Source organism: Marivivens niveibacter (assembly GCF_002150005.2).
Taxonomy (GTDB): Bacteria; Pseudomonadota; Alphaproteobacteria; order Rhodobacterales; family Rhodobacteraceae; genus Marivivens; species Marivivens niveibacter.
Window position 1 is genome coordinate 289,358 of sequence record NZ_MSPP01000002.1, and the last position, 12,170, is coordinate 301,527.

Consider the following 12,170-nt stretch of genomic DNA (forward strand, 5'->3'; position numbering starts at 1 on the left):
TTATTGGGCTGCGTTTTTAACCGCCATCAGGTCATCCAAGTATTCAGAGAATTCTTCGCGCAGTTCATCACGCGCAAGTCCGAATGACACGGTTGCCTGCAAGAAGCCAGCCTTTGAACCACAGTCGAAACGCTGACCGCGGAAACGATACCCGTAAACGCCGCGACCTTGCTGCATTTCAGCAGCAATTGCATCAGTCAGCTGCAGTTCACCGCCCGCGCCGCGATCAATGGTTTCTAGGTTTTTCATAACGTCAGGCGTCAGAATGTAACGACCAATAACCGCAAGGTTGGACGGAGCATCCTCTGGCTTTGGCTTTTCGACCATGCCTTTGACCTTGACCACCGAACCCATGTCCTCTTCGACATCCAACAGGCCATAAGCAGATGCTTTTTCTTGGGGTACTTCCATCGCAGCAACCATGCTGCCGCCAGTTTGCTCGTAGGCGTCCACCATCTGCTTCAGACACGGTGTTTCTGCAGCGATAACGTCATCAGGTAGCATCACGGCAAAGGGCTCATCACCAATCAAACGACGCGCACACCAAACAGCGTGACCCAAACCCAATGCTTTGTGCTGGCGAATATAGGCGATTGCGCCGCTTTCCATGTAGGTGCTTTTCAACACATCCAGCAGTTTATCTTTGCCCTTCGCTTTCAGGTCGGTTTCCAATTCAACAGACCGATCAAAATAATCTTCAAGCGCGGATTTACCCTTGGATGTGACAAAGATGAAATCGGTGATGCCTGCTTCACGTGCCTCGTCGATTGCGTATTGAATCAAAGGGCGGTCAACCAGTGTCATAATTTCTTTGGGGACAGACTTTGTCGCAGGCAAAAATCGCGTGCCCAAGCCAGCTACCGGAAAAATCGCCTTGGTAACTTTTTTTTGCATGGGATGGGGGCTCCAGAATAAAAACTAAAAATATCGGTACAGATGTAACACGTGAATTGTAACGGGTGAACGGCAGCCGATGTGATTTACGTTACAAACCCACCGATCCGTTGCATTTTCGCCTATTTTTTAGGCAATAGCTCGCGCAACCCGCGCAATCTGCTTAATTCACGGTCGGTACGCAGCTTTTTTCGGGTCAAACGAAACAGTGGATCGTTGCGATCGGACCGCCCGAACAACCCGCCGCTCTGAAGCCAGATTCCATCGTCTCGAAAACAGACACGATGGAAAACGGCTGTCAGTGAATAGCGAAAAATCGTGACCCGATGACCTGCGTTTCTCAAAGACATCGCGCGCGCCACAACTTTCTTGAAATTGTACCACCGTGCGACCAATGCAGTGTGGCCCAACTCCGCAGGATCAGCGTCAAATTTCAGGAATGGTAGGTTCGCAGATACAACGGGCGCTGGCTCTGTTAGCTTCGCAGCCATACCTTCGGCAACGCCCTGATCAAATGACTGCATTAACGAACGCACCTTTACCGGATCAATGCGCCCCGCCACCATATAATCCAGCACGCGCCGCCGCTGATGTTCGCGCTCTGCTCGGATGGTCATATCGTGTTGTTCGGTCGCACAATGTTTGCGTAGGTAGATGCACAGGCTGCGCCCCTCATGGAACAACGAACGCGGCGCGCGAAATGCCGTCCTACGGCTGCTTTGTGCAAATCCATGATGAACCTGCGCTAATGGCACTATCGCAGTGACTGCATGCTCATTCGCAAGCCGCATATTCACATCCGTCTCATCCAAATAAAATTGAAATGCCGGATCAAATCCGCCCATCGCCATTATTTTGGACCGACTAAACGCCATATTGGTGCCTTCGGTCTTTACGCCAAGCGCAGGCTCAGTCGTAACGCAAACAGGCTCGCTCCCTTCTATTAATAGGGGTTCTGACCACCCATTTGGGCGCACATCGCGTGCGCGCCATTGGAATGATATTCCATTCCGCCCCCGCACATACCCACCGGCGGCAACAGCGTGGCCCTTGGCAATCGGCTCGACCAAGTGGTTGAGCCAAGTTGGCTCTGCTGCGGAATCGTCGTCAATAAACGCAACGATATCACCCGAAGCGACAGACAGCCCCATGTTGCGCGCAACCGAAATATTCGCAGTGTCGTATTCGGCTATCTTTAGACGATCCTTGTATCCGGCTGCTCTGAGCTCTTCTCCGGAATCTGGATCGCAAACGACAATGATTTCGAAATTCGGATAATACTGTTGCGCTAATGATTTAACACAGCGCCGCAGTAGCCGCGGACGATCGCGGCTGACGACGATTACACTGACGGGTGCCGCTGTCACGCGGCTCCCATTTTGGCTAGCATCGCTTCGATACGTGGGACGTCTTCGGGGTTGTTCAGTTCCCAGAATTGACGACCGCGGGCTTCAACCTCGACGCACAGAACATGCACGCCGCGTTCTAGGAAACGCAGCTGTTCCAGACCTTCAAGCTTTTCCAAGGGACCAGCGGACCAGCGCGGATATGCCGCCAATGCGGACGGACGGTACGCATAGCACCCCACGTGGTGATATACTGGCGTCACTTCATCATCCGCATAGGTTTTTCCGGTGTAGGGGATCACCTCTTTGGAAAAATAAAGGGCGTTTTTATCGACGCCGAACACGGCAGTCGTACCGCCCACGCGGCCTGCGCGGCGATCCTCTAGGAACCCATTCAGGGCTTCGCCTTCGGTGACCAGAACGGGGGTCGCGACTTCGGCAACGGGGCTGCCTTTGAGCCCCGCAACCAGATCTTCGACGAACCACGCAGGGGTCAGCGGCGCATCGCCCTGCAAGTTCACCACCACGTCAAACCCACCGCCCAGCGCGTCAAATGCCTCGGCGCAACGTTCGGTGCCGTTTTGGCACGACTCCGAGGTCATAACGACTTCGGCACCAAAGGCCTCGGCAGCTTCGCGAATGCGGTCATCATCAGTGGCGACGACAACACGGTCGGCGCCTTTGACGGCCATCGCGGCCTCCCAACTGCGTTGGATCAGGCTTTTGGATTCGCCGCTTGCGCCTTTCAGTTCGACCAGCGGTTTGCCGGGATAACGGGTGGACGCATAGCGGGCGGGAATGACGATTAGGGTGGGCATTAGGCTTCTTTCAGGTCAACGCCAGGGGCATAAGCAATAAAGAACGGGTTCGCGAAACCGTCTTTGCCATAGCGCAGTGGCTGATGGTCATCGAAACGGATTACATCGCCACCAGCGCCCGCCAAAACAGCGTGGCCGGCAGCGGTATCCCATTCCATGGTGCGGCCAACGCGCGGGTACAAATCCGCCTCGCCCGTAGCAACAAGGCAGAATTTCAACGACGAACCTGCCGATTTCATATCCTTGGCATTGTATTTCGCCAGATAGTCATCGGTGGCTTGGTCGCGGTGCGATTTAGATGCGACTATATACAGGCCATCGTTGTCAGGTTTGGAAACGCGGATCGGGTTCAGGGTGCCGATGGTGTTTTTGTCGAATGGTGCGACCTCTTCAACCGCATTGCCGCCAGCATCGGTAAAGAACAGGCGATCTTTGGCCGGTGCGTAAACAACACCGCGCACTGGGCTGCCATCAACGACATAGGCAATATTTACAGTGAAATCGCCGCGGCGGTGAACGAATTCTTTGGTGCCGTCCAGCGGATCAACGATCAGGAATGTCGACACAGATTGATCGTGGCTGTCGGACTGTTCTTCGGTGACCAGCGCAACATCAGGGAATTCAGCACGCAAACCGGCCGAGATCAGCGCATCGGCTGCTTCGTCAGCTGCGGTTACAGGGCTGTCATCGGATTTGCTTTTAACTTCGAAATCTGGGCCATTATAGATTTCCATGATCTTGTCACCGGCCTCTAGTGCCAAACGACGCATCACAAGTGTCAGCTTTTCAAAATCCATAATAAAATAACTCCAGTTTTCGGCCGTAATGTCGAATTATTGAACAGTTCATATCCGCCCCTTATGGTATGGCCTAAGACGGACAGCAAGAAATTCGTGCACGAATAGGCGAATCCCGATCAGACAGGTGAAAACAGGACATGTTCCAAGTCAGCAAACCAACCACGATGACCGGCTCAGCCTGGAACATCCTCCAGCTGATTTTTCATTCGACCGTCCGTGAAATTCGCAAAAGCCACCGCAACGCAGTTGTTGGGCTGCTCCTAAGCATGTTGCAAGCCGTGATCTTTGTCGGTGCGTTTTATTTCATGTTTCAAGTTCTAGGGATGCGCAACGCAAAGCTGCGCGGCGATTTCCTACTGTATATCATGTCGGGCGTGTTCCTATTCCTGACACATAACAAAGCGATGAGCGCGGTTTTTGGATCAGAAGGGTCAACCTCTGCGCTGTTGAAACATGCACCGTTGAATTCATTCATTCTGATTTCGTCGGCAGCATTGGGGTCGCTTTACACTCAGACCTTAGCGTTGTTGACCATTCTGTTTTTATATCACGCCATTGGCAATCCGGTAGAAATCCACGACCCAGTTGGCGCCTTTGCCATGCTGCTGCTTGCTTGGTTTTCTGGTGTATCTATCGGCATGCTATTTTTGGCAGCAAAACCGTGGTTCCCAACAGCAACCGGCGTTGTTCAGACCCTCTATTCACGGGCCAATATGATTGCGTCGGGAAAAATGTTCGTCGCGAATGCAACGCCTGGTTACATCTTACGCTTGTTTGACTGGAATCCGCTATTTCACACGATCGACCAAGAACGCGGATACGTGTTTGTAAACTATTTCCCGCATCACAGCAGTATTACGTATCCGCTGGTCCTAAGCTTGATCTTTATCAGCATCGGTTTGCTGGGCGAATTCTTTACCCGCCGTCACGTTTCTATGAGCTGGGGTGCAACGCGATAATCAGGTCACAACCCGCAGCGTGACGTTGATCCGGCCGCCTTTGCCCAAAAGCGTAGAGCTGTTTGGTTTTACACGGTCAATTCCATGAAACCGTAATCTGGATGGACCCGACAAAACACAGACATCCCCACTGTCTAACCAAACGCTTTCTGTTTTGCCGCCGCGTTCGTGATTACCCACGCGAAACAGCGCGCTATCGCCTAAAGAAATGGATACAACAGGCGCATCAAAATCTGCCTCATCGCGGTCCTGATGCATCCCCATTTTTGCGTCTTCATCATAAAAGTTGATCAGGCAGCTTTCGGGGCGACGGGCCGAACCAGAAACAGCGTCCCAAACATTCATCACGCTTTGCGGGATCGCGGGCCAATCGACGCCAGATGGATGGCGCGGTTCATATCGGTACCCTTTGCGGTCAGTGACCCAGCCGAATTTGCCGGCTGATGTCATGCGCACAGACATTTCTTTGCCGCGCATCGTTACAGGCCGAAACAATGGCGCAGCCGCGACGACCGCACGTAAATCCTGAACCATCGCAGCCTGCATTTCCGTATTCAAAAACGCTTTAAAGACGGGGACATCTCGCAAGATCACAGTGGGTGTCGGCAAAGAATTCATTTTCATCGGCCTTCTTATGCTATTTTCGCACATTTCCACGCGTTGAACCCGTTGCAGGGGACAAAACGCACCCTTATATACCCCGTGTTCATTGGTTCGGACCAGTTTCCGACCAAATTCAACCACGAGGTTCAGGTGCCACCACCGGGCCTGAGCTGCTCAAACCGCCTAAGAGGGATTTGAAAAATGGGAAAAGTCATTGGTATTGACCTTGGTACCACCAACTCTTGCGTAGCTATCCTTGATGGCTCCAAGCCTCGCGTTATCGAAAACGCCGAAGGCGCACGCACCACACCATCCATCGTTGGTTTCACCGAAGACGAACGTCTGGTCGGCCAGCCTGCAAAACGTCAGGCCGTTACCAACCCTGAAAACACTGTTTTCGCAGTAAAACGCCTGATCGGCCGTCGCACCACCGACGCAGAAGTCGAAAAAGATAAGGATCTGGTTCCTTACAAAATCATCGACGGCGGCAATGGCGATGCATGGGTAGAAATCCGTGGCGACAAATATTCGCCATCGCAGATTTCCGCATTCATCCTGCAGAAAATGAAAGAAACCGCCGAGAGCTATCTGGGCGAAGAAGTCACTCAGGCGGTCATCACCGTTCCTGCGTACTTTAACGACGCACAGCGTCAGGCAACCAAAGACGCCGGTAAAATCGCTGGCCTAGAGGTTCTGCGTATCATCAACGAACCTACCTCGGCTGCTCTGGCTTATGGTCTGGACAAAGAAGACACCAAAACCATCGCGGTTTATGACCTTGGTGGTGGTACCTTCGACGTAACCATTCTGGAAATCGACGACGGCCTGTTCGAAGTGAAATCCACCAACGGTGACACGTTCCTGGGTGGTGAAGACTTTGACATGCGTATCGTCAACTATTTGGCTGACGAGTTCAAAAAAGAACACGGCGTTGACCTGAAAACCGACAAAATGGCTCTGCAGCGTCTGAAAGAAGCCGCTGAGAAAGCTAAAATTGAACTGTCGTCGTCGCAGCAGACCGAAATCAACCAACCGTTCATCTCGATGGGTTCGAACGGCCAGCCACTGCACATGGTCATGAAACTGACCCGCGCAAAGCTGGAATCGCTGGTTGCTGACCTGATCAAAAATTCGATCAAACCATGTCAGGCTGCACTGAAAGACGCAGGTCTGACCACCGGCGACATCGACGAAGTCGTTCTGGTTGGCGGTATGACCCGTATGCCTAAAGTGATCGAAGAAGTGACCAAATTCTTCGGCAAAGAGCCACACAAAGGCGTAAACCCTGACGAAGTTGTTGCCATGGGTGCAGCAATTCAGGCAGGCGTTCTGCAAGGCGACCTGAAAGATCTGGTTCTGCTGGACGTGACCCCTCTGTCGCTGGGTATCGAAACCCTGGGCGGCGTGTTCACCCGTCTGATCGACCGCAACACCACGATCCCAACCAAAAAATCGCAGGTGTTCTCGACCGCAGAAGACAACCAAAACGCAGTGACCCTGCGCGTCTTCCAAGGCGAACGCGAAATGGCAGCCGACAACAAAATGCTGGGCCAGTTCAATCTGGAAGACATCCCACCAGCACCACGCGGTATGCCTCAGATCGAAGTGACCTTTGACATCGACGCAAACGGCATCGTGTCCGTTGCTGCTAAAGACAAAGGCACCGGCAAGGAACAGTCGATCACGATCCAAGCATCGGGCGGTCTGTCGGACGCTGACATCGAACAGATGGTCAAAGACGCCGAAGCCAACGCCGAAGCCGATAAGGCACGCAAAGATCTGGTCGAAGCCAAAAACCAAGCTGAAAGCCTGATCCACTCGACCGAGAAATCGATCGAAGATCACGGTGACAAGGTTGACCCATCGACCGTCGAAGCGATCGAACTGGCGCTGGCTGCGTTGAAAGACGAGCTGGAAAACGAAAACGCGGATAAAATCCGTTCGGGTATCCAGAACGTTACCGAAGCAGCAATGCGTCTGGGCGAAGCGATCTACAAATCGCAGCAAGAAGCAGCTGAAGGCGGCGACGCAGGTTCCGCAGACGAAGGCCCAGAGTCGGATGACGACATTCTGGATGCCGACTTCGAGGACCTAGGCGACGACAAGCGTGGCTAAGTCCAAGGCGTAGCCAAGGAAACAATGAAGACCGGTCTGGGCTAACCGGGCCGGTCTTTTCCTTTCCCAAAGGGGGAACGTATGTCAAAACGCGATTACTATGATGTATTGGGGGCTTCGAAGGGCGCTTCTGCGGACGAATTGAAAAAGGCGTACCGCAAAAAAGCCAAGGAACTGCACCCAGACCGCAACGCAGACAATCCCAACGCCGAAAGCCAGTTCAAAGAAGTGAACGAAGCTTACGACGTTCTAAAAGACCCCGATAAAAAAGCTGCCTATGACCGCTATGGTCATGCGGCTTTTGAAAACGGTGGCGGTGGCCATGGCAGCGGCGGTTTCCGCGGTCAGGGTGATTTCGGATCTGCCTTTTCGGATGTCTTTGACGATCTGTTCGGCGATTTCATGGGCGGCGGCCGTGGTGGCGGCGGCGGTCGTACCCGCGCACAGCGCGGCAATGACCTGCGCTATAACCTCGGGATCACGTTGGAAGAGGCCTATAACGGCCTGCAAAAAACGCTGAACGTCCCGACGTCGATCGCTTGTGATGGATGTAAAGGCACAGGTGCCGAAGGCGGCAGCGAACCTGTGACATGCCCAACCTGTGCTGGCATGGGCAAAGTCCGCGCGCAGCAAGGTTTCTTTACCGTTGAACGCACCTGTCCAACCTGTAACGGCATGGGTCAGACGATCAAAAACCCATGTAAAAAATGCCACGGTGCTGGCCGCGTAGAGACTGAAAAATCTCTATCGGTTAACATTCCTGCGGGCGTTGAAACGGGGACTCGCATCCGTCTTGCCGGCGAAGGCGAAGCAGGCATGCGCGGCGGGCCAACGGGCGATCTGTACATCTTTATTCAGGTGGCAGATCACGAAATCTTTGAACGCGATGGAACGACACTGTTCTGCCGCGTGCCGGTTTCGATGGTCGATGCGGCCTTGGGCGGCGACGTAGAGGTGCCAACACTGGATGGTGGACGCGCACGCGTCAAAATCCCCGAAGGCAGCCAATCGGGCCGTCAAATGCGTCTACGCGGCAAGGGGATGCCTGCCCTGCGTGGTGGCGGAACGGGTGACATGCTGATCGAATTGAATGTCGAAACGCCTGTCAAACTAACGTCCCAACAAAAAGAGCTGCTGCGCGAGTTCCAAGAGCTAAGCACAGACAACAACCCGCATTCGTCGAAATTCTTTTCGGCGGTAAAAGGGTTCTGGGATTCGATGAAGGGATAACTCCCTAACGTACCCACATCAAAGGCGGCCCCTATCGGGTCGCCTTTTTTCGTTTACGGGTCTTTAACCACGTTTAACGCACTCTACCCCTATGAGTCGCATTAATCACATGGCCGAAGCGCCACTGCCATTTTTCGACGCGGGTGACGAAACGCCCGTCATCGCGTCGCCCAAAGGCGCGGCCCCTACTCCGTCATACCTAAAGGATCACCGCGCACGTCTACGCGAACGGTTCATGGCAGGTGGCGCATCGCCTATGCCAGACTATGAGCTGCTGGAACTGGTTCTGTTCCGCGCGATCCCCCGTCAGGATGTGAAACCACTGGCGCGGCGTCTGATCGAAACCTTTGGCGATTTTGGACGCGTGTTGACCGCCAACCCATCGAAATTGAAAGAGGTCAAAGGCGTCGGAGATGCCGTTGTCATCGAATTAAAAGTCGTTGAGGCCGCAGCAGGTAGATTGGCCCGCGCAAAGGTCATCCAACGACACGTTATCAGCAGTTGGGACGCGGTTTTGGACTATTGCCATACGGTCATGGCCCACCGCGAAACCGAACAATTCAGGGTCCTGTTTCTAGATCGCAAAAACGTGGTTATCGCAGACGAAGAGCAGGCCAAAGGCACGGTCGATCATGTTCCCGTCTACCCGCGCGAGGTCGTCAAACGCGCGCTGGAACTAAACGCATCTGCGTTGATTTTGGTCCACAACCACCCATCCGGCGACCCGACTCCATCAGAGGCAGACATCGCCATCACAAGGCAGATTGAAGACGCAGCAACCGTGTTGGGACTGACCCTGCATGATCACCTGATAATCGGGAAATCAACAGAGCTTAGTTTTCGCGCCGAAGGATTGATCTAGCCGTCGATCCACAATTCCACGCGCCGATTCATGCGGCGCCCCCAATGGGTTTCATCGCAGCCCATCGGTAATGCTTCGCCAAAGCCCAAGGTATCGATCACAACGCCCTCTGGTATGTCGCCACCCAAAAGCGTGCGCAATTCTGCCAGTACGCTGTCCGCACGGGTCAGCGACAGCGTTCTATTTGCGTCAGCAGGACCATTACCATCGCTAAATCCGACCAATGCCAAATGGCGACCATTGTACAAACCATCGCGGATGGCTTTGGCCAGATAAACCAAATTGGATTTAGAAACGGGGGTCAGCGCTGTTGATCCTTCGGCAAAACGGAATGTTGGCGACAGGCGTGCATGGCCATCCAGCTGGCGCAACATATCCTGCAAATCAGACAACGGTACGGACTGCCCAGCCAGCATGATTGCATTGGCCAACCGTTCGCCCTGAACATCCAGACCAATGGGCACCGCGCCTTGATCCACGAAACCTGCGCGGCGAATAACCGCTTGGGCCTGATGGCTTTGTAGCCAATTTACGAACTCGCGCGCCTCGGGTGCAATGCGATATCCTGGCAAATACAGATACAGCGGCAAGGTCAGTGGATAGTCGCCCGTTTTCAGCGCAGTAAGGCGCGGGACCGACCGCAGACCGCAAACGTCCTGCAGAACCAACGGCGTTGCATTGCCGAATGCCCCCATCGGCGAGACACCCAAACCGCCAATGTCATCCGTAACAGTGGTCGCTAAATCAGTCATCGACGGCACACGCGTGATATCCGCGCGCTTAGCGCTGTCGGACAGTAATAATTCCTCGAACCCGCGAATTTGGCCACTAGAGGCATCAGGCAACATAGGATGAATAGGAATATCTTCGCCACCCAATTGGTCCCAATTGACGATATCACCCCGAAACACCGCTGCTAAATCATCCAGAGAAATCGTGTGCACAGATTGCGCAGGCGATGCGACAGGCACCAATGCGTCCAAGGCAATGATGCGCGATCGCCCACTACTCGTTGGCGCACCAAAACCCGCTTGAATAGATTGCGCAACTTCATCGGGGGATGCGGGGCGATCAGACATTACAATGTCGATCTTGCCCTCTATCTGCTGTGTAAATGCCGATTGCGGGTCTGACAGGATGAAATCGACCTTTAGGATCGGCGCGCCCACTGGGCCGACCAAATATTGCAAAGCGGTCGTTTGGTCTGTGGCCTGAACATTCCATCCCTTTGCGCGACCAAACGCTTCGACCAGGGCAGGTAATAACACCTCTCCAATACGTGTCGAGCCTGCAAAACGCAGCTCTGCCGGACCGTTTTCGATCGGGCAGCGCAGACCTTCGCAAATCGTCCCTGCATAAGAAAGCGTCAGGATACCAAATTCGGGCGTATCAAGACGCAGATAGGTGCCGTCGTAGCCCAGCACCTCTCCGAAAAGGTCAAGACCGGTGGGCGTTGTGATCCGCACAGGTTCTGCATGGGCTGGTACAGAAATACAAAACAACGCAGCCATAAAGGCCGCGCTGATGCTGTTCAGTTTTGGTCTGAATTTAAATCGTCGCTTCATTTGGCGGCGATCTTCAGGTCCTCGAACATATTTTTCAACACTAGATAGTCACCAACCGCATCGCAATCTGGCATCCGTAACTGCAAATCAACAGCTTCGGCATCATGGAGCGGTCCGATCTGGATGCTTTGGGCGGCAACATCGCGCCCGCAGTTGGCAATCGTAATCTCTGCCTCGACGCTTAGGGCGACCTGTTGGTCTGTGGTCGCGGTACCCGCAGGAAACGTGTACACTTCGGCCAGCATTGGATCGGTCAATGAACGATCCCCCAATTCGATCAGAAAACCATCCCCGTTTTCTGGCGATCCTAACCATACATGACCCAATTCACCAAACGCTGCGCTGCCTTCGAATGCGTGAATACTCACGGCGGCATCGCCCTGCCATTGCAGAACAGCTCGTTCCAAATTGGCGACTTCAGGCACTTGGGCGGTGGCAACGGCGCCCATGCCTTGATCAAAAGACGCGATGAACATAGCGTTTTCGGATAGGGCTGGAACGGTGAGGTTCAATTGCCCTTGGCTATCGGTGGCAGCCGCAAACATCATGCCCTGATGGTGGATTGTGACCCGTGCATTAGAAAAACACGCACCACTAACCATCAAATCAACCAAACCGTTCCCTTGGGCGGTGGCGAACATTTCAGGCACGCACGCCGCATCAATGGGATCCGCCGCAACATCCAGTTCCTGTTCGGGAATGACTGCCGCAACCAATGTGGGGGTGATATCGGAGATGTTCGGCATATCCATGACAGGCAGCGACAGTTCAGCAACCTGATAGGATGTATCGGGTGCTGACATCGAAGGTGCGTTATATGCCAACCCTAGATCCTGCGCAGGCAGAACAGCCACGTTATGTTGATCGTCAGCACCAAATCGCGCGGCCCATGCGCCGCCGTTCTGCATCACGAATCCGATGGCCAGCGCAGCCGAAAACGTCGCGCCCGCTGTCAGTAATTTCCGAGTCGGCAACATA

At 53.8% G+C, this 12,170-nt stretch carries 11 protein-coding genes; 4 read left to right on the forward strand and 7 right to left on the reverse strand.

The genetic code is table 11. The features are described 5' to 3' along the window. The 4 genes from galU to cysQ form a co-directional block, all read right to left on the reverse strand. The gene (gene galU, locus BVC71_RS07305; RefSeq protein WP_086450979.1) at nucleotides 1–894 is read right to left on the reverse strand and encodes a UTP--glucose-1-phosphate uridylyltransferase GalU; all 894 of its coding nucleotides are present in this window, start codon (nucleotides 892–894) and stop codon (nucleotides 1–3) included. 122 nt (nucleotides 895–1,016) lie between these two features. Further along, nucleotides 1,017–2,261 (reverse strand): glycosyltransferase family 2 protein, encoded by a 1,245-nt coding sequence (locus BVC71_RS07310; protein WP_165767743.1) that lies wholly within the window; start codon nucleotides 2,259–2,261, stop codon nucleotides 1,017–1,019. Then, nucleotides 2,258–3,058 carry a 3-deoxy-manno-octulosonate cytidylyltransferase gene (locus BVC71_RS07315; protein ID WP_086450981.1) on the reverse strand — a complete coding sequence of 267 codons (801 nt, stop codon included), beginning with the start codon at nucleotides 3,056–3,058 and terminating at the stop codon, nucleotides 2,258–2,260. The genes BVC71_RS07310 and BVC71_RS07315 overlap by 4 nt, the downstream gene beginning before the upstream one ends. After that, entirely contained in the window at nucleotides 3,058–3,855 is a 798-nt protein-coding gene (gene cysQ, locus BVC71_RS07320) for a 3'(2'),5'-bisphosphate nucleotidase CysQ (protein ID WP_086450982.1), read from the reverse strand. The genes BVC71_RS07315 and cysQ overlap by 1 nt, the downstream gene beginning before the upstream one ends. 140 nt (nucleotides 3,856–3,995) lie before the next feature. On the opposite strand from cysQ, the gene BVC71_RS07325 reads away from it, so the two are divergent. Continuing rightward, entirely contained in the window at nucleotides 3,996–4,817 is an 822-nt protein-coding gene (locus BVC71_RS07325; protein ID WP_086450983.1) for an ABC transporter permease, read from the forward strand. Here BVC71_RS07325 and BVC71_RS07330 read toward each other — a convergent pair whose 3' ends face one another. Continuing rightward, entirely contained in the window at nucleotides 4,818–5,441 is a 624-nt protein-coding gene (locus BVC71_RS07330) for an alpha-ketoglutarate-dependent dioxygenase AlkB family protein (protein WP_240516806.1), read from the reverse strand. 180 nt (nucleotides 5,442–5,621) lie between these two features. On the opposite strand from BVC71_RS07330, the gene dnaK reads away from it, so the two are divergent. From dnaK to radC, 3 genes are all read left to right on the forward strand, one after another. After that, nucleotides 5,622–7,535 (forward strand): molecular chaperone DnaK, encoded by a 1,914-nt coding sequence (dnaK, locus tag BVC71_RS07335; protein ID WP_086450984.1) that lies wholly within the window; start codon nucleotides 5,622–5,624, stop codon nucleotides 7,533–7,535. A gap of 81 nt (nucleotides 7,536–7,616) precedes the next feature. Next, nucleotides 7,617–8,765 (forward strand): molecular chaperone DnaJ, encoded by a 1,149-nt coding sequence (gene dnaJ / locus BVC71_RS07340; protein WP_086450985.1) that lies wholly within the window; start codon nucleotides 7,617–7,619, stop codon nucleotides 8,763–8,765. A 91-nt stretch (nucleotides 8,766–8,856) separates the two neighbouring features. Further along, entirely contained in the window at nucleotides 8,857–9,627 is a 771-nt protein-coding gene (radC, locus tag BVC71_RS07345) for a RadC family protein (protein WP_086450986.1), read from the forward strand. Here radC and BVC71_RS07350 read toward each other — a convergent pair. Both BVC71_RS07350 and BVC71_RS07355 read right to left on the reverse strand, forming a co-directional pair. Continuing rightward, nucleotides 9,624–11,192: a phosphate ABC transporter substrate-binding/OmpA family protein gene (locus BVC71_RS07350; protein WP_086450987.1), complete on the reverse strand. Its 1,569-nt coding sequence runs from the start codon at nucleotides 11,190–11,192 to the stop codon at nucleotides 9,624–9,626. The two genes, radC and BVC71_RS07350, sit on opposite strands and share 4 nt — an antisense overlap. Continuing rightward, a complete protein-coding gene (locus tag BVC71_RS07355) occupies nucleotides 11,189–12,169 on the reverse strand; it encodes a hypothetical protein (protein WP_086450988.1) in 981 nt (326 codons plus the stop codon). The genes BVC71_RS07350 and BVC71_RS07355 overlap by 4 nt, the downstream gene beginning before the upstream one ends. Nucleotide 12,170 lies beyond the last annotated feature (1 nt).